Here is an 18,533-nt window from a genome sequence, read left to right as displayed (position 1 = left end):
AGTTTTATACCGGTCGATGCTTGCTTCGTTGATTACAGTCTAGTCAGGGGCAGCGCCGGGGCATTGTTGGCGCGATAGCGGACCCGGCTGGTGAAGAGGTATGTCCGTGGGTTTAACCGGGTGCCCTGTTTATTGCGGCGCTCCTGTGCCTCAAGGAGGGCGACGAATGAGCGAAAGCGCGCCTCGATCTTGCGCACGTAATCCACCGGCTCCTGTCCCCGGGCATAACCGTAACGGGCTTGTTTGAAATATTTTTCTTCCGACAACAGCAACATGGCGTTTTCCACACTGTCGAACCAGACCCTGCGATCCCAGCCTTTCTGCTCGGCCAGGTCCTGGGCGTCGTAGACATGACCCAGGCCGGCGTTGTAGGAGGCGAGGGTGAACCAGACCTGGTTCTCCTGGTTGATGCCCTTGTCGTCAAACTTGTCATGGAGCCAGCGCATATACCTGGTGCCGGCCCGGATACTGTTTTCAGGGGTGAAAAGGTCGGTCACGCCCACCTGCTTGCCGGTATTCGGCATCACCTGCATCAACCCCCTGGCACCCACCCAGGACCTGGCGTCGGGGTCGAAATTGCTTTCCTGGTACATCTGCGCAACGATCAGTCGCCAGTCGAAGTCGAACTGCTCCGCGTAGCGGCGCACAATATCGTCAAAAGGGGATATCTGGCCGCTGCGATTGAGTTCCTCGATCTCTACCCGCGTGCGCTTGGGGGAATTGAAGTAGCGCTCATAGAGTTCCGGGATCCTGTCATCGGTGCTGGGCTCGGCGAAAAACTCGTTAATGGCCCGAAGTAACTGGGGGTTGGACTCCCGCACCATCCAGGCGTAGCGGTTTTCTTCCCGCGGCAGCCGCAGGGCGAATACGATATCCTCCCGCCAGGCCTGCTCGAGCCGTACGGAGATTTCATCCGCGATAGCCAGGTCGCATTCCCGGTCGACCACCTTGTCGATGACCTGCTGGATATCCAGCTCACCAGGGACCTCCTCGACTTTCATGTCCGGCACCTGCTGCTTGAGCTCTTCTGCCACCTGGTACTGGCTGCTGGCCCGGCGCACACACACCGTCTGACCGGCGAGGTCCTTGACTGCGGCCAGCTTTGCGCCGCTGCGGGCAGCGATACCGGTGGGGCTTGTCAGGTAGGGGTCGGAAAATGCCATGCCCTCCGCTTGCCGGCGCCTGGTGATGGCAAGCAGGCTGGCCGAGATATCCACATCGCCATTACGGAGCAGGCGCACAAAATCCTCGTGGTTCTCGGCCACGGTAATATCCAGCCGCACGCCGAGCGTTTTGGCGAAGTTCTCCAGCAGGCTGAATTCAAAACCCAGGATCTGCCCTTTCCACATAAAGTAAGTGCCCGGGTGGTTGCGGGTGACGGCACGGATCACCCCGCGCTCCCGGATCGCCTCCAGGTCACCGACAGAGCGCTCGCCGGGCCGGGTCAGGCGCACCAGCCGCACCTGCTCATTGATGGCCTCCAGCAGTCGCGGGGAGTCCTTGCGAATGGCCCAGGCAAGCTGGCGCTGGCCGGGAAATACACGATTGGCTTTCAGGTTATCGCGAAACTGTTGCACCAGGCCCAGCGCCTGGCGGTCGACAATGGTGAAGTCCGCGTCGCCGCTGGCCACCTCCACCAGCAGGTCGATGTAATTGTCATCGCGTACCTGTACTTCCACCCGGGGGTGCTGTTGCGCGAAATCCTGCGCCTGGCGCTCGAATTCGGTGCCGGCGGTGACGACCAGGACTTTGCCCCTGAGGCTACTCTGCCCATCAACATCCGCCGTGTCTGTTGCCGACACCAGGACGACCTCGGTCTCGGCGGTGGGGCTGGAAAAGTCGACTTGCTCTTGTCGGGCATCGGTGACCAGCAGGTTGTTGGCGATCAGGTCACCCTTGCCGGCATTGAGCATGGGGATCAGGTCACTGAACTGTGGCACCTCGAGAATCACCAGTTCCAGGCCCAGTCGACGTGCCATCAGGCGGGCCTGCTCGATTTCCACATCCTGTTGCGTCGCCTCCCGGTGCAGCGCGGCGGAACGACTGGGATCCACCAGCAGGCGGAGCTGGCCGCGCTTCTCAATCGCGGCCAGGTCGCCGGTCTCGGTGTAGTTGTCGTACAGGTCGATGGGGATGGTATCGAGATTGCCGGGCACAGGCGCCGCGGGGCCGCTGCCGGACCCGGGAGGCTGGTCAGTGTCCTGGCCGCTGCGCTCACAGCCGCTGTTCAGCAGCAGGGCGATGGCTATTGCGATCAGTAAGCGCCAGCTGGGTGTCATGGCTAAATGGCACGTTTACAGAGTGTTACCTTGAGCCTAGCCGGCTGCGACGGTGGTGGGGGGAAGTCAGGTGAGCGGCCCCGCCGGGGCGGGGCGCCTTCAGGAAACTGGCTGGTCAGGTGGCCGCGGGGTGCTCAGTCGAGGGCGACCGGCTGGCTGGCGGTGGCCATGGCCGGGATCAGTCCCTTGATCATCATGGTGACGGTGCGCTCGAGCAGTGGCGACTCGATATCCACCGCGCCGCAGAGGATCTGGTATTCCAGGTTGAGGATAGTGCCCATGGTGATCTGGGCTGCGGCCTCGGAGTCGGCAACGTCGAGCAGCTGGAAGAACTCCTCGATCAGTGCCTGGTTGGCCTGGTTGGCCATGCGGATGGCCCGTGTCAGCTGCTCATTGCGCAGGGCCTCGTTGCGGAATGCCAGCTCGATCAGGCGGAAGTCGCGCTGGCTGGCCTGGGAGCGCACGTGGGTGAGGATAAAGCGGGTGAGCTGTTGGGTCAGCAGTTTTCGCCCGCCAGCAGAGGCGCGCTCCTCTTCCGACAGGGCCCGGGCGGCGGCGAAGCTGTCTTCCTGCAGCTGGCGCGTGTGCTCCAGCCCCTGTTCCACGAAATAGGTAAAGGCGTCGCTGATCAGGTCATTGAGGTCTTTGAAGTAGTAGGTGGTGGCGGCGAGCGGCACGGAGGCCTCGCGGGCAACGGCGCGGTGGCGAATACCGCGGATGCCCTCTTTGACGATCAGGCGCAGGGTCGCTTCCAGAATCGCCTTGCGACGCTGGCGGCTGTCGGCGCGCTGGGCGCGGCGGCCGTGATATACGAGTTCAGACTTTCCACTGTCCATTGTCATGGCTGTAATCCCTTTTTATTGTGTACATATCCGATCATTCCCCTGATCGGGCGTACCATTCTAGCCAAATTGGGCCCCGTGACTAGCGCCATTTGGACGAATGTGGTGCCAACCAGCTTACAGTGTCTTACACCCCATGTGGCCGATGCTCGCTGCTGGTGCATCTCAGGAAATCTTGCCGGTAACGCGCACCCGTTTGGCTCCGGGGACGATCCTTACCTGCTGGCTGCGGCGGCGCTCGATGCCCGCGTCGATGGCATTCTTCGCCGCGATCAGCAGCCCGGCCACCAGGAAAGCGCCCGGCGGCAGTACCGCCACCAGGAAGCCCGGGTAGTCACTGCCCAGTACCGGGATGGCCCAGTCCCTGGCGACCGGTCCCAGTAACAGGTCCATGTCCGCGAACAGGGTACCCTGGCCCAGTATTTCGCGGATGGCCCCAATCGCAATCAGCACCGCCATAAAGCCCAGCCCCATCATGAAGCCGTCCACCACCGACGGCAGGACCGGGTTCTTGCTGGCGAAAGCATCGGCGCGGCCGAGAATTGCGCAGTTGGTGACAATCAGCGGGATAAAAATGCCCAGCACCAGGTAGAGCTCATAAGTGAACGCCTTCATCAGCAGTTCAGCACAGGTCACAAAGGTGGCAATGATCATCACCGACACTGGCAGCCGCACGGTCTCCGGCATCTGCCGGCGCACGATGGACACTGCCAGGTTGGAGCAGGTCAGTACACCGATGGTGGCCAGGCCCAGGCCGATCGCATTGACCACCGTACCGGTAACCGCCAGCAGCGGGCACAGGCCCAGCAGTTGTACCAGGGCCGGGTTATTGTTCCACAGGCCGTTGCGGCTGATCTCGCTATAGCCGGGTGTTGCCATCTTACTGCTCCTCCTGGCCGGACTCGGTGGGCTGCTCAACTTCCACCGCACGCTCGGAAACGGGCGCGGAGAAAATTTCCTTGCGGTGTTCGGCGACGAAATCCAGCACCTCGCGCACCTGTGTCACCACGGCCCGCGGGGTGATGGTGGCGCCGGAGAACTGGTCGAAGGCTCCGCCGTCCTTCTGTACCTTCCACTGGCCCCGCGGTGGGTTACCCAGCGACTTGCCATTGAAGCCCAGGATCCAGTCGCTTTTCTTGACCTCGATCTTGTCGCCCAGGCCCGGGGTTTCGCTGTGGCTGGTTACCCGTACCCCTGCAACAGTACCGTCCCGGTTGACGCCCACCAGCAGGTTGATGGGGCCGCCGTAACCATCCGGCGCGACTGTGGGAATAATGACTGCACTGATACGGCCTTCCTCGCGCGCCAGGTTGATATCGCCACCGTCCTTCAGGCCCAGGCGCGACCAGTACTGGCGCGGGATGGGATAGGTGTCCACCAGCATGTCGTTGCTGTGACGGTCCAGCGGGATGATTTCCAGCAGTGCCTTGGCCGAGGCTTCGCGAATGGCCCGCTCGATGGGCTCGCGGGTGGTGATCTGGGTTATTGCCAGGGTGCCCGCGGTCACCAGGGCGAACAGTGCCAGGATAACCGCATTGCTGGCCATGGAGCGTTTCAGCATTACTGCTCCTCCTCGCCTTCGGTGGCCTTGCGTGGAGCCTTGTGGCCGTAGGTGCGTGGCAGCGTGTAGTTGTCGATGGTGGGCGCGGCAAAGTTCATCAGTAGCACGGCAAATGCCACGGCGTCGGGGTAACTGCCCCAGGCCCGGATGATAAAGGTTATCAGGCCCACGCCCGCGCCGAACACCAGCCGGCCCTTGTTGCTGGTGGCGCCGCTCACGGGGTCGGTGATGATGAAGAAAGCGCCCAGCATGGTGGCACCAGAGAACAGGTGCAGCGCGGGGGAGCCCTCGCTCAGCGAGCTGCCGCTGTCATAGAACAGCAGCGACAGCAGGGTCAGGGTGGCCAGCATCGCCACCGGGGCGTGCCAGTTAATCACGCCGCGGTAAAGCAGGAACAGGCCCCCGAGCAGGAATCCCAGGTTGACGGTTTCCCAGCCAAGACCGGCCACCGTGCCCAGGTTCAGCATGGGCTCCATCTGGTAGAGCTGCTCGAGAAGGATCGAGTCGTTCAGCCGCACGATTTCCAGTGGGGTCGCACGGGTGAAGCCGTCGACATTGTAATTGCCGAACACCAGTGAAAAGGCCTCGCCGAGACCGGGGGTGCCCTGAATCAGCTCACCCGGCGCCACCCAGCGGGTCATCGCCAGCGGGAAGCTGATCAGCAGCACCACATAACCCACCATTGCCGGGTTAAACGGGTTGTAGCCCATGCCGCCATAGAGTTGTTTCGATAGCACGATCGCTACGGCACTGCCCACCACCGGCAGCCACCAGGCGCAGTAGGGTGGCAGGGCAATGCCCAGCAGCAGCGCGGTGACAAACGCGGTGTAATCCTTGAGGTAAAAGGCCACCGGGCGATTGCGCAGTTTCATGATCGCCGCCTCGCACGCGAGAGCCGTGACGGTGCACAGGGCGATATTAATCAGTACGCCGATACCGAAATACAGCACCAGGGCCAGCACGCCGGGGATGGTGGCTGCGGCGACCTGCAGCATCACACCGGCGGTACGGTCACCGGAGCGGGCATGGGGTGAGGACATGCGCATCAGTGACATTATTGATCCCCGCCCTGTTCCTGTTGTTGGCGCATTTTCTGGTCCAGTTTGTCCTGTAGTTTCTCCAGTGCGGTAGCAAAGGCATCGACGTTCTGGTCGTCTTCTTCCCGCGCCTTCTGTAATCGCGCCTCGGCTTTGGCCACGCGGGCCTTCAGGGCCTCGACCTCTGCGGCAAGCTTCTCTGCCGGATCCATGTTGGCCCGCGCCGCGGCGGCTGCCCTGGCCTTTTCAATTGCTTCCTGTGCCCTGGACCTTTCTCCCGGGGACGCATCCTTGTTGCTGTCACCGCTGCCCTTTGTCCCCGCCGCGGCGCTGCCGGCCTGCGCCTCTGCAGCGTCGGTGGCCGCCGAGGGGCTGGACTTGGCCTGGGCTTCGGCAAACTTGCGCCGGGCTTCCTGCAACTTGAGCTGTGCTTCCTTCAGCTGCGCCGCCAGCTGGTCGCGCTGGCCCTCGTCGGCGGCGTCGAGCTTTTTCTGCATGCGCTCGACACGGCTTTCGGCACTGGTCAGTGAGCGCCTGGCCCGGGCCAGCTGTTGCTCCGGCGACGATTGTTTCGCCTTCACCCGGGCCAGCGCCGCGGCCACCACATCGGCCTCCTCGTCGGCGGCCTTGTCCCCGCTGGATGCCGCTTCCTGCTCGCGCTGCTTGCGCGCCAGTTCTGCGGCTTCCCGGCGGGCCTTGCGCTTGGCTTCCTTTTCCCTCTCGGCTTTTTCCAGTCGCAGTTTGCGGAACTCGAAGCGCTCGCGGGCGCGATCGGACTTTTCCTTTTCCTCTTCGGCGATGCGGATATCGCCCTTGGCGGCGCGGTAATACTGCACCAGCGGTATCGTGCTGGGGCAGACATAGGAACAGGCGCCGCACTCGATGCAGTCGAACAGGTTATATGCCTGCAGTTTTTCGCGATCGTCCGCGCGCGCGTACCAGTACAGCTGCTGTGGCAGCAGAGAGGCCGGGCAGGCCTCGGCACAGAAGCCGCAGCGAATGCAGGCCTGGGCCGGAGGGGGGGGCGGCAATTCACTGTCGGTGGGTACCAGCAGGCAGGTGGTGGTCTTGATCACCGGCGTGCTGTCGTCCTCGATGGTGAAGCCCATCATGGGGCCGCCGTGGATGATCCGCTGCATCAGGCCGCGGTGCACACCGTGGTGCTTGAGAATATGGCGGATGGGGGTGCCCAGCGGCACCTCGATATTGCGGCTGCGCTCCAGGGCTTCGCCCACCACCGTCGTGACACGACTGACCATGGGTTCGCCGAAGCGCACCGCGCGGTAGACGGCCCTGGCAGTTCCGGTGTTCTGGCAGATGACCCCCACGTTGGCCGGCAGGCCCCGGTTGGGGACCTCGCGGCCGGTAAGTATCTGGATCAGCTGCTTCTCGCCACCGGAGGGATACTTGGTGGGATAGACGACGATATCGAAACGGGTGCCCTCGGCAGCCGCGCGCATGGCCTCGATTGCCTCGGGCTTGTTGTCCTCGATGCCGATCAGGACCTGGTCCGGCTCGTCGAGGATATACGCCATCATCTCCACGCCGGCGATGATCTCCCCGGCGCGTTCGCGCATCTGCATGTCATCGGCGGTAATGTAGGGCTCGCACTCGGTGCCGTTGATGATCAGGGTGTCGATCCCGGTGCCGCCGTGGGGATCCAGCTTTACCGCGGTGGGAAAGCCCGCACCTCCGAGGCCGGCAACGCCGCAGTCGCGAATTTTCTCCAGCAGTTCCACCGGTGCCAGCTTGCGGAAATCCTCGCAGGGATGCAGCTCGCACCAGCGGTCCTCGCCATCGGTGCGGATGGTAATCGTATCCACCGTCATCCCGGATGGGTGCGGCATGGGGCCGGGCTCGATGGCCTCTACGGTGCCGGAGCTGGGGGCGTGGATATTGCCGCTGATCAGTCCGTCGGCCTCGGCGATCAGCTGGCCCTTCAGTACCCTGTCGCCCAGTTTCACCAGGGGGATGGCGGCGGCGCCGGTATGCTGGATCAGTGGGACCACCAGCTTTTCTGCCAGCGGAATCGTGCCGATGGGCTCGCCGGTGGACTGGTGCTTGTTCTCCGGCGGGTGGATGCCGCCGGGAAAGTCGTTTGGTTCCAGCGCGCGCTTTTCCTCGCGCGCGATCAGGCGTGCCTCGCGGGCGGCGCGACGTTCGTCGGCGGATTCGCGTGATGACTTCAACTGCTCTGGGCTCACGCCACATCCCTCCTGTCGCTGGCAATCAGCTCCACACCATCAGCCGGCTTGGGCGGGTGCCAGTCCTGCAACGGGGTTTCCACCGGCACCATATCGATACAATCCACAGGGCACGGCTCGACGCACAGGTCGCAGCCGGTGCACTCATCCTCGATAACGGTGTGCATGTACTTGGCCGCGCCGACAATGGCATCTACCGGACAGGCCTGGATGCACTTGGTGCAACCGATGCACTCCGCTTCGCGGATAAACGCCACTTTCTTGACGTCCTCAACGCCGTGCTCGGCGTCCAGGGGCAGGGGCTCCACATCCAGCAGGTTGGCCAGTTCGTTGATGGTGCCCTGGCCACCCGGCGGGCACTTGTTGATGCTGTCGCCGTGGACGATGGCCTCGGCATAGGGCCGGCAGCCAGGGTAGCCGCACTGGCCACACTGGGTCTGTGGCAACAGGGCGTCCACCTGCTCCACCAGCGGGTCGCCCTCGACCCGGAAGCGCACGGCGGCGAAGCCCAGCAGGGCGCCGAATACCAGCGACATGCCGCCAAGCACGAGCAGGGGAGTGGAAATTTCGGGTAACCAGTCCAGCATGCTGCCCCCCTATACCAGGCCGCTGAAGCCCATAAAGGCCAGCGACATAAGCCCGGCGGTGATCATGCCAATGGCAGCACCGCGGAACGGGGTGGGGACGTCCGCCGCGAACAGGCGTTCGCGCATGGCGGAAAATAGGATCAGTACCAGCGAGAAGCCCACCGCGGCACCGAAGCCATAAAGGGTGGATTGCACGAAGTTGTGCGCTTTCATGGTGTTCTGCAGTGCCACGCCGAGCACTGCGCAGTTGGTGGTGATCAGGGGCAGGAAGACCCCCAGCACCCGGTGCATCAGCGGGCTGGTTTTCTCGATAAACATGCGCGCGAACTGCACCACCACCGCGATAACCAGGATAAAGGAGATGGTACGCAGGTAGCCGATATCAAACGGCTCCAGCAGGTAGGTATTGACCAGGTAGGAGCAGATGGACGCCAGCGTAAGCACAAAGGTGGTGGCGCCCGCCATGCCTACGGCGGTCTCCAGCTTGTTGGAGACGCCCATAAAAGGACACAGGCCGAGAAACTGCACCAACACGTAGTTGTTGACCAGAATGGTGCTCAGCAGGATGACAGCAAATTCGGTCATGGTTCTCCGGGATTGGCCTGGTGCTGGTTGTCGAAGCCCGGTGGTCCAATCGGAAAGTTCGGTAACAAAGGAGCATAGCCAAAGCGTCCAGGTCAAGGCGAGGAAGCGCAGGAATAGTGGTTCTATTTCAGGCTTTCTCAACGCAGAGCTGGGCGTTCTGGCGAAGCGAACTGTTACATGACGTTCCGCCTGGGCCACTCGCACTGGTTTACCCCACTCCCGCGCACGGGGCCGCGTCGCGACGAGGGCCGGGGGAGAGGGGTGCGGTGGCATACCGCGCAGGGGCGGTATTATGGGTGAGTCCTATGGGGGGTTCAACACGGGCTTGTCGACAGGCCCCGCGGCTGCTGGCTTTTGTCTCCACCACTGGCTTATTCTCACTCTGTATAACAATAACCTGCAAGGAGCACCCCATGGATTTCCTCTCGCGCCGGTCCCCCGCCGGTGAAGTACTCGAAAGTCTTGGCCTGGATAAAGAGGTGGAGTTGCTGTTGGCCCTGGATGGCCTGCAACGCCACTGGCCGGACCTGCAGAGCGGCACTGCCGCCAGCTCCCCCCTGGATTACCTGTTTACCCTGGAGGATGAGCTGGACTCCCAGCGCCCGCGGCTGGAACAGCTGGATATCGATCCGGCGCCCCTGGCGCAGCTGGCTGCCAGCCTGCGGGGCGCCTATGCCGACAGTGTGCCGGCACCGCTGCGCCGGCTATTGCGGCGGGTGGACAGTTTTGCCGATAGCGCAGGTGATGATCCGGGCCTGGTGCAACTGCAGCTGTTGGATAGCTCTGCCGCCACAGAAGCCGCGTTGCCGGCCGGCAGCCCAACACTGGCCGTGGGTGGAGAGGGCGGGGCGCAACTCGAGCTCGAGGCCTGCGACCGGCCGGAATTCATGCCGGTAGCTGCTGTCGGCGCGGGCGCCGGCCTGGAACCACTGCGGATCGGCCTGGCGGGCCAGTTGCACGCTCGGGGGCAGTTGGGCGGTGATGTGTCGGGTGGCGGTCCGTCGGGCGGCATCGTGGCCCATGCCGACGGTGAAGCCCATGGCCGGCTCGATTACTGGTTCCATGTGCCCGCGGGCGCGCGCTTCGCTGCCGCCGCCGCCACCTGCCTGCGGCAGCTGCCATCCCCCTTCGATATAGAAGCAATTGCCGCCGCCGACGACCTGGCCGCACTGCACTGGCAGTCCGCCGGCCGCCTGGACGCCGGGCTGGAGCTGGAGTACAGCCTGCTGTCGGCCACCGGGGCGGTTGTGGCGGATGCGGGCCTGACTCTGTCTGCCAGTTACCGGGCAGAGCGGGAATTGCAACTTACCGCCTGGCCGGAAGGTGGGCGACTGGCGCTGCGGATCCGGCGCATCCGCGGCAGTGAAAGGAGTGGCAGTGCCGGGCTGGGTATCCAACTGGATATTTCCGGGCTGGTGGACCAGGTACGTGAGCGCCTGGTAGAGCCCTGTCTTCGCGACTACGAGTCGCTCTACCAGCGCTTTGGTGCGTACCTGAAGCCGGGCGACCTGCTGCAGACAGAGTACCGCGAGCTGCTGGATGCTGTGGTGGCCAACGTGACGACGGACCCGGACCTGCAGACCCTGTTGCGCCTGGCCGGCGGTGCCGAAACGGACCAGGATAGCCTGCGGCAATCGGTGGCGGAGCAACTGGTGCGCTGGCTGGACAGTGGCCCGGGGGTTTTCAGTCGCGCCACGGAACCGGCGCTGGCCCGCGAGGGGGCGGCCGCCGTTATCGAGGCCCTGCCTGCCGGGGTACCCCCGCATTTGCGCGGGCGTATTGCCGACGAGGTTCATGGATTGCTGGATTCGCTGCAGGGCAAGCTGGCGGAAACGGTTGAGGAGCAGGCGGCGGATGCCGCCGGGGCCCTGGTGGATGAGCTGGCCGGACTGGGCGGCAGTGTCGCCAGCGCAGTAGAGTCCGCCTCCGGTCAGCTGGACGCGGCACTGGCCGGTGTCCGCGCGGCACTGGAGAAAATCGACGCGCGTATTCGCGCACTGGCCGCGAAGATCGAGGCCGTGGCACGGCGCAGGATCGAATTAACAGTCCTCGGGCGGGAACAGCGATTGCGCCGGCAGGAAGCGGAAATCGAGCTGCGCCTGGAACCGGGCTCTGCAGCCGGTTCCGAGCTCTATCGCCGGCTGCTCTCTGGTGACCTGGAGGCGCTGGCCGCGCTGGTGGACGGGACTGCGGAGTCCCTGCCGGGCCTGGAACTGGTTGCCGGCAGTGCCAGCGACCTGCTGGAGCGCCGGGAAACCCGCGGCAGTGAGATGGCGTTGCTGGGGTTGTCCCTCGGTAGCCTGTCGATCGTCGACAGTCGTGTGCAGGTGGAGCAGGACCTGGCGGGTAATGTTGCCATCCAGTCGCGGCTGGAAGTGCAGCGGGCACTGGACGGTATCCGTGAACAGCAATCAGCGGGCTTCCTGTCCCTGCTCAATATACGTCGCGGTGGGCAGCGAAGCCTGCCCCTTAATCTCACCGTCACCCAGCGTGATGAGCGACTGCAGCTCGATGAGCTGGAAATGTTTGTCGATACCCTGGTAACGGGCGGCCTGCTGTCGCCGGAAGCGGGCCGGCTTGCCGTACAGGGCTACTGCCAGTGGCAGGAACGTGCGGGTAGCGGGTTTATCAATGCACGGATTGAGGCCCGGCTTGCGCTGGAGGGAGAGGCGCTGGAATCCCTGCTGAACTATGCGGATCCGGGAAATACCTCTGATACCCAGCTGCTATCTGATGTATTACAGGCGCTGCGGGACTTTGACGTGATCAGTGAAAACCGCCAGGCAATTGCCTGCCGGGCAGTGCGGCAATTGCACCGACGCTATCGCCGTTATGAGGGGGCCATCGGCCTCTTCACTGAATTCAATGCCGGCCCGCGGAGTGAGGACCGGCCCCTGTCGGGCCGCGATGATTTCTTTGCCGCGCCGTTTGCCAATTGCCTGGAAAACCCCCAGGTGCGGAGCCTGGACTCCCGTGGCCTGCGGGATGCCCGCCGCATGCATCTGTTTGCCAAGAGCTGGGCATTGATACTGCGCAAACTGCACCAGCACTACCACGCTGGTAATGGCATCGGGGACGGGACGGGGCTTGACCGGGACAACCGCCTGCTGGCGTTCTGCCTGCACCGCTGGTTGCGGGTAAAACAGCATTTCCTGTTCCACCCTGCCGACAGTATGTCAAAACAGACCATGGCATTTGTCGGCCTGCTGGCGCGGGCTGCGGGAATGGATGGCGATCCACCCCTCGCGATTGTGATGGAACTGGAGGGAGAGCCACAGTCCCTGCGGCTCTATAGCTGAACATTGCCCGATTGGCTGGGAGCGGAATTGCCGGTGATTAAGCGGTAGTTCCGGCTCAGTCCTCGGTCTCGCTTTCAGTCTCCTTACTTCGCGCCGGTTGCTTGCGCGGTGCCGGCGACTTGCCGGAGGTTGCAGTCCTGCGTTTACGCGTGGTTGTGGCCTTCTTCGCCGGTGCCTTGCCTGCGGTGGTCTTTTTCCGGGCGCTGTCCGCCGGGCCAGAATCTACCGGGGCGGCGGTTTCCCGGGTGGCTTCCTCCACCGGCACGGTTTCCGGTGAACTTGTGGGCACGGCTGCGGACCGCAGCAGGTTGAGGTTGCGGCGCAGCATATGGGCCTGCAGCATATCGCTGTAAAGCCGGATGGAGTGGAAACCGGCCACACCCTTTACGTCGGGCAGGGTGCTGAGCCAGGCGCGCCAGATACTCTGCATGCGCCAGAAGATATTCGCCGAGAAATCCACACGCATTTTGCGGAAACCGAAATTGTTCTCATCGGGATCGTTGGGCGCATGCTTGATAAACACCCGGAATCCCGTGTGGTAATAGCCCAGCACCTTCTGGCGCAGCCAGCGGGCCAGGTGCAAGGTACCGTTCAGTGGGATAAGGCGCAGCAGGGCGAGCACAGCACCAAACCCGTAACCGAACGGAACCATCGGCACAGGGTCGCCGCCCATCTCGAGTCGGTAGATGGGGGTTTTCACCCGGCGAAAGTAAGGCTGGTCACCGGTGCGGGGGCAGCCGTAGACATAGGTGGCACCGTCACCGTCCGGGTTCAGCTCCCTGGTGCAGATAAGCGCCAGCGCGCCGCCGAGGCTGTGGCCGAAAATGTACAGGGGCAACTGCGCTCTTTTCAGCAGGTCATTTTCAATCTGGGCGCGGACATTCTCGAAAGCCCGCTTGAAACCGGTATGAACCCGCCCCTGGTTGCCGGCCGGCATCAGTGGGAAACGCAGGTCGGTGATGATGTCCCAGGCATTCAATTCTGTGCCGCGGAAGCACAGCACCAGTACTTTATGGCCTCCGCCGCCATCCATTTGTGCCAGCAGTGCCTGGGTCTCTGACACATCATAAAAATTGATCGGCTCAAAGTTGTTGTCCTGCAGAATATGGCGGATATCCGGTTCGAGCCCACAGCTATTGCTGTGCAGGTGGCTGCTCCAGGCGGCCAGGACTTCCCGGCGCTCGGTATCATTGCTGCATTTGCCCAGCTTGTGCAGCAGGCCAGTCAGGTCAGCATCGGGTGTAAAAGGCTCGTAGACCAGCCTGGACAGCTCGGCACCGATATAGGCCATGCGATCGCTGTAGGCGGCGCGGCCCATGGGCAGGCCCGGCAGGCGTTTCATTCCCTCGAAGTAATCCACGGCTATTCTCCTTGATTATCATCTGCTCCCGGCACGGGGGCTGCAGTGGCAGCACGTATTATTGTGGCAGTGGCCAGCAGGTTAGCTGAGTTTAACCGGTTTACGTCGTGGTTAAAGTGCCGCCTGGCTGGTTATCGCCACAGAACATTATCCAGCCCTTCAGGAAAGCAGGGTAAGTTGTTGAATTCTTTTAGGCATGCATACTTGCCAAGCTGGAAAAAATTATTGAATGGCCTGCCGCTTACAGGGACAGCAATCCATGATCCGAAACGTCGATAATGCCGATGCCCGGCCAATTGCAGATATCTATAACCACTACATCTCCAGTAGCTTTGCCACATTCGAAGAGAAGCCAGTTTCGGAGCAGGCGATGCGGGAGCGGTTCGCCGGCACCGCCGCACAGGACCTCCCCTGGCTGGTGGCCGAGAACGACAGTGATGATTTGGTTGGCTACGCCTATGCCACCGGCTGGAGAGCCCGTTCCGCCTACCGCCACTCGGTGGAGATTACCGTTTATGTTGCGCACACCGAGCTGTCCTGTGGCTGGGGCAGGCGCCTCTACGATGCCCTGTTCAGGAGGCTGGAGATTCTCCCGGTACATTGTGTAATCGCTGGCATCACGCTGCCCAATCCGGCCAGTGTGTCCCTGCATGAGCACTTTGGTATGAAAAAGGTGGCCCACTTCGAGCAGGTGGGCAGGAAATTCGGCCAGTGGGTCGATGTGGGATACTGGCAGCGGTTACTGGATATCGCTGGAATCGAGAGCCCGCAGCCTTCGCATGGGTTGCCAGATCCTGCTGGTTGATTGCGGGTTTCCGTAAAGAAGCGTCATTTCGGTTGCCCGCTTGCCGTTGGCCCTTGAAGGTCTGTTTGCCGACCCGCACCGTAGATATCCCGGCCAGCTTTCGACAACCGGCGAGGCGGCTAACCGGACTGTCGAATCCGTCCGCAATCCATTCACAGGAGTAAAGAGTATGTCCGACACCACCTACACCCCGCCCAGAGTCTGGAAATGGGATGCCGGTAGCGGGGGCAGGTTTGCCAATATCAATCGCCCCGTGGCCGGCCCCACGCACGAGCGCGAGTTGCCGGTGGGTGAGCATCCCCTGCAGCTCTATTCACTTGCGACACCAAACGGCGTCAAGGTAACCGTGATGCTGGAGGAACTGCTGGCCGCGGGTTTCGAGGGGGCCGAGTACGACGCCCACCTGGTCAATATCCTTGAGGGCGACCAGTTCGGCAGCGGCTTCGTGGACATCAACCCGAACTCCAAGATCCCCGCCCTGGTGGATCACAGCAGCGACCCGGCAATCCGGGTATTCGAGTCCGGCTCTATCCTTCTCTACCTGGCGGAGAAGTTCGATGCTTTCCTGCCCGCGGACACGGCGGGACGCACGGAGACCCTCAACTGGTTGTTCTGGCAGATGGGCACCGCCCCGCTGTTGGGCGGCGGCTTCGGGCACTTCTACGCGTATGCGCCGGAAAAGTATGAGTACCCGATCAATCGCTACACCATGGAAGTGAAGCGGCAGTTGGATGTGCTCGACCGGCGCCTGGCCGATCACCGCTATGTGGCCGGTAGTGGCTACACCATTGCCGATATGGCCATCTGGCCGTGGTTTGCAGCGGTGGTGCGCAACGAGGCCTACGACGCTGCTGAGTTCCTCGAGGCGCACACCTATAGCAACGTAAATCGCTGGGTAGATGAGATTGGCGAGCGCCCGGCAGTGCAGCGGGGCAAGATGGTCAACCGCACCTGGGGCGAACCCAGTGGGCAATTGCGGGAACGGCACGATGCCGCTGATTTTGCCACCCGCACCCAGGACAAGCTGGCCGAAGAAGAGGCCTGACTCCTGCCCCAACCGGCGGCGCGGCCACCCCGGCCCGCCGCCTTTGCCAGGGCAAGCTCCTACCGCTTTTTCCTGGTCCCAATTCTGCCCCGGCCTCGATGGCCGCTTTATTCTCCCGCCGGCGAGACTACAGTTAGGACACAAGTAACCGGACATTGAACTGGCTGGAGAGGGGCTTGTGAGCGACTTTACAATCCGCAATATGCACCCGTCAGAACTCTGCCTCGCACTGGACTGGGCCCAGCGGGAGGGCTGGAACCCGGGGCTACATGACGCTGCCTGTTTTTATGCGGCCGACCCGCGCGGCTTCTTTATCGGCCTTGAGGACGACAAGCCGGTGGGCTGCATCTCAGCGGTGCGCTATGGCGAGGACTTCGGTTTTCTCGGGCTGTATATCGTTGATCCGGCGCGCCGCGGCTGCGGCTACGGCGAGCGCCTGGCTGCGGCCGGGATGGACTACCTTGCGGGTCGTACCATGGGCCTGGACGGCGTGGTGGCCCAGCAGGAAAACTATCGCCAGGCCGGGTTTGGCCTGGCCCACCGCAATATGCGCTACCTGGGCCTGACCGGACAGGGGACCGCTGGAGCGCAGGATACTCACGCCGTGGTGCCTCTCTCCTGGGTCCCGTTCGCGGAGGTCGCCACCTATGACCACCAGTTATTCCCCGCCCCGCGTGAGCATTTCCTGCATGCCTGGATCTCCCAGCCGGACTCGGTGGCACTGGGAGCGGTGGAAAATGACGAATTACACGGATACGGCGTGATGCGGACCTGTCGCGAGGGCTACAAGATAGGCCCGTTATTCGCCGACGACGCGGACCTGGCCGAACGCCTTTTTTTGGCCCTGACGGCCAGTGTGCCCACCGGGCGCCCCGTCTACCTGGATATTCCCGAGGTGAACCCCCAGGCGCAGAAACTGGTAGAGCGTCACAGGATGGAGATGGTGTTTGAGACTGCCCGTATGTACTCCGGGCCACCGCCGCAGTTGCCCCTGGAGCGGGTTTTCGGAATAACCTCCTTTGAACTGGGATAGACCGCCCGGGCTGGCTGGCCGGCGCCATTTCCGACGTCAATGCCGCGTGAGCCCCACTTTAGTGGTCTTTGCTGGCAGTGCGGCATTGCAATACCCGCGGCACCTGTGATGTTATCAGTTAATCAAAATTATTAAGTTTCTGCGGGTGCGTGGGCCTACGTTGCGTACTTACCCCGCTGACATAAATCATAAAACGATAAGAACTATGCCCCGCAGTCAGGGGCCTTGTGTCCCGACCATCCTCTTGCACACGGCAGTATCAGCCAGCGTAAAACGCTGCAAATCGTTGCAATAAGAGAGTATTGCCAGGAGGCATGATTAATGAAATTTCCCAGAGTCCCCTTGTTTGTAATTTTTCTGGCATTCGTTGCCGTCGGCTGCGAAGCACCTGAAGAAAACGATAATGGCACTGTCCGTGCCGGCATTGAGGCCGCCAACGCAAAATGGATGCATGCCCTTGAACAGGGCGATGCCGAAGAGCTGGCAGCCATCTATACCACGGACACCCAGCTGTTGCCGCCCAATAGCGGGATGCTGAGTGGTCGCGACGCCGTCCGTAAAGTATTCCAGGGCATGATGGATGCCGGCATCCAGATAAAGCTGCAGACCGTCGAGGTGGAAAGCCTCGGGGGCACGGCAGTAGAGATTGGCAATGCGACGGTGATCGGGCCAGACGGCCAGACCCTGGACAGTGGTAAGTACCTGGTAACCTGGAAGAAGGTCGGGAAAGACTGGAAAATGCACCGGGACATCTGGAACAGTAGCCTGCCACAGCCGGGAGCAGGCAGTTAAGGGCGACTGACGGCTGCGGTCGCGATTCGGGATCTGCACACTATCCTTCCTGCAGAATGCAGCCCTGTTAACCAAGTGCCGGGCCTGTCTTATCGCCGCACGGCATAAGCCGTGAATCCGGGGCCAGCTGCCGATCATAATAAGATTGGGGTGGTCCTGTTTCGCAGTCCCTGTGGCGCTTTTTCCCGACAGGCTCCGGCGGGAGTCGCACAGATGGCCGACGATACCTACACCCCGCCGAAGGTCTGGAAATGGGATCAGGACAGCGGCGGCAAGTTTGCCAATATCAACCGTCCCGTCGCCGGTCCCACCCACGAGAAAGCCCTGCCCCGGGGCGAGCATCCCCTGCAGCTGTACTCGCTGGCCACACCCAATGGAGTCAAGGTCACTATCATGCTGGAGGAACTGCTGGCGCTGGGCTTTGATGGGGCGGAATACGATGCCTTCCTGATCGATATAACCGAGGGCGACCAGTTCAGCAGTGGTTTTGTCGACGTAAATCCCAACTCCAAGATACCGGCCCTGCTTGACCAGAGCATGCATCCACCGATCCGGGTATTCGAGAGCGGATCCATCCTGCTCTACCTGGCGGAAAAATTCAGTGCCTTCCTGCCGCATACCCCGGCGCAGCGCACCGAGGCCCTGAACTGGCTGTTCTGGCAGATGGGTGCCGGCCCGCTGCTGGGGGGGGGCTTCGGGCACTTCTATGCCTACGCGCCCGAGCCCTACGAATACCCGATCAACCGCTACACGATGGAAGTGAAACGCCAGCTGGATGTGCTCGACCGCCAGCTGGCGGAACACCCGTATATCGCCGGAAGTGAATACACCATTGCCGACATGGCGATCTGGCCCTGGTATGGCGCGCTGGTGAAGGGCAGGGTATACGATGCCGCGGAATTCCTGCAGGCGCACACCTATCGCAATGTGCTCCGCTGGACCGATGAAATTGCCCGGCGGCCCGCGGTGCAGCGAGGACGTATGGTTAACCGCACCTGGGGCGAGCCGGAGGAACAGCTGCACGAGCGGCATGATGCAAGCGATTTCGAAAACCGGACCCAGGACAAGATCGGTGATGGTAACGGCGACGAGTGACGGCTCGGG

The 18,533-nt window shown here is 62.5% G+C and carries 15 protein-coding genes; 6 read left to right on the top strand and 9 right to left on the bottom strand.

Annotation, left to right across the window (positions count from 1 at the left end):
• Window positions 1-32: 32 nt before the first annotated feature.
• From ACH6CX_RS14080 to rsxA, 8 genes are all read right to left on the bottom strand, one after another.
• Complete coding sequence (locus tag ACH6CX_RS14080; RefSeq protein ID WP_396675589.1) at window positions 33-2,279, bottom strand: transporter substrate-binding domain-containing protein; 2,247 nt, start codon at window positions 2,277-2,279, stop codon at window positions 33-35.
• 134 nt (window positions 2,280-2,413) lie between these two features.
• The gene (locus ACH6CX_RS14075; RefSeq protein ID WP_232941024.1) at window positions 2,414-3,121 is read right to left on the bottom strand and encodes a TetR/AcrR family transcriptional regulator; all 708 of its coding nucleotides are present in this window, start codon (window positions 3,119-3,121) and stop codon (window positions 2,414-2,416) included.
• Window positions 3,122-3,286: 165 nt separating this feature from the next.
• Complete coding sequence (locus ACH6CX_RS14070; protein ID WP_232941025.1) at window positions 3,287-4,000, bottom strand: electron transport complex subunit E; 714 nt, start codon at window positions 3,998-4,000, stop codon at window positions 3,287-3,289.
• 1 nt (window position 4,001) lies between these two features.
• Window positions 4,002-4,682 carry an electron transport complex subunit RsxG gene (gene rsxG, locus ACH6CX_RS14065; protein ID WP_232941027.1) on the bottom strand — a complete coding sequence of 227 codons (681 nt, stop codon included), beginning with the start codon at window positions 4,680-4,682 and terminating at the stop codon, window positions 4,002-4,004.
• Window positions 4,682-5,737: an electron transport complex subunit RsxD gene (gene rsxD, locus ACH6CX_RS14060; protein WP_334078820.1), complete on the bottom strand. Its 1,056-nt coding sequence runs from the start codon at window positions 5,735-5,737 to the stop codon at window positions 4,682-4,684. The genes rsxG and rsxD overlap by 1 nt, the downstream gene beginning before the upstream one ends.
• Window positions 5,737-7,851: an electron transport complex subunit RsxC gene (rsxC, locus tag ACH6CX_RS14055; RefSeq protein ID WP_334078834.1), complete on the bottom strand. Its 2,115-nt coding sequence runs from the start codon at window positions 7,849-7,851 to the stop codon at window positions 5,737-5,739. Before rsxC ends, rsxD begins: the two co-directional genes overlap by 1 nt.
• Window positions 7,852-7,919: 68 nt before the next feature.
• On the bottom strand, window positions 7,920-8,510 hold the full coding sequence (rsxB, locus tag ACH6CX_RS14050) for an electron transport complex subunit RsxB (RefSeq protein ID WP_232941030.1): 591 nt from the start codon (window positions 8,508-8,510) through the stop codon (window positions 7,920-7,922).
• 9 nt (window positions 8,511-8,519) lie between these two features.
• Complete coding sequence (rsxA, locus tag ACH6CX_RS14045) at window positions 8,520-9,095, bottom strand: electron transport complex subunit RsxA (protein WP_232941032.1); 576 nt, start codon at window positions 9,093-9,095, stop codon at window positions 8,520-8,522.
• Between the two features lie 413 nt (window positions 9,096-9,508).
• Here rsxA and ACH6CX_RS14040 point away from each other — a divergent pair, with 413 nt between their 5' ends.
• Window positions 9,509-12,394, top strand: coding sequence for a hypothetical protein (locus ACH6CX_RS14040; RefSeq protein WP_396675585.1), 2,886 nt, complete (start codon window positions 9,509-9,511; stop codon window positions 12,392-12,394).
• A gap of 55 nt (window positions 12,395-12,449) precedes the next feature.
• On the opposite strand, the gene ACH6CX_RS14035 is transcribed toward ACH6CX_RS14040, so the two are convergent.
• The gene (locus ACH6CX_RS14035; RefSeq protein ID WP_232941036.1) at window positions 12,450-13,754 is read right to left on the bottom strand and encodes a lipase family protein; all 1,305 of its coding nucleotides are present in this window, start codon (window positions 13,752-13,754) and stop codon (window positions 12,450-12,452) included.
• Between the two features lie 259 nt (window positions 13,755-14,013).
• On the opposite strand from ACH6CX_RS14035, the gene ACH6CX_RS14030 reads away from it, so the two are divergent.
• From ACH6CX_RS14030 to yghU (ACH6CX_RS14010), 5 genes are all read left to right on the top strand, one after another.
• Window positions 14,014-14,559 (top strand): GNAT family N-acetyltransferase, encoded by a 546-nt coding sequence (locus ACH6CX_RS14030; protein ID WP_396675583.1) that lies wholly within the window; start codon window positions 14,014-14,016, stop codon window positions 14,557-14,559.
• 169 nt (window positions 14,560-14,728) lie between these two features.
• The gene (gene yghU / locus ACH6CX_RS14025) at window positions 14,729-15,604 is read left to right on the top strand and encodes a glutathione-dependent disulfide-bond oxidoreductase (RefSeq protein ID WP_334078817.1); all 876 of its coding nucleotides are present in this window, start codon (window positions 14,729-14,731) and stop codon (window positions 15,602-15,604) included.
• 178 nt (window positions 15,605-15,782) lie between these two features.
• Window positions 15,783-16,637, top strand: coding sequence for a GNAT family N-acetyltransferase (locus ACH6CX_RS14020; RefSeq protein ID WP_237063571.1), 855 nt, complete (start codon window positions 15,783-15,785; stop codon window positions 16,635-16,637).
• Between the two features lie 342 nt (window positions 16,638-16,979).
• Complete coding sequence (locus tag ACH6CX_RS14015; protein ID WP_232941045.1) at window positions 16,980-17,429, top strand: SgcJ/EcaC family oxidoreductase; 450 nt, start codon at window positions 16,980-16,982, stop codon at window positions 17,427-17,429.
• A gap of 213 nt (window positions 17,430-17,642) precedes the next feature.
• Window positions 17,643-18,524, top strand: coding sequence for a glutathione-dependent disulfide-bond oxidoreductase (yghU, locus tag ACH6CX_RS14010; RefSeq protein WP_237063569.1), 882 nt, complete (start codon window positions 17,643-17,645; stop codon window positions 18,522-18,524).
• Window positions 18,525-18,533 lie beyond the last annotated feature (9 nt).

It is taken from the genome of Microbulbifer sp. JSM ZJ756 (assembly GCF_044383805.1).
In the GTDB taxonomy this organism is placed as follows: domain Bacteria; phylum Pseudomonadota; class Gammaproteobacteria; order Pseudomonadales; family Cellvibrionaceae; genus Microbulbifer; species Microbulbifer zhoushanensis.
Note: the sequence above shows the minus strand (reverse complement) of the source record. Positions and strands in the feature narration are given on the sequence as shown.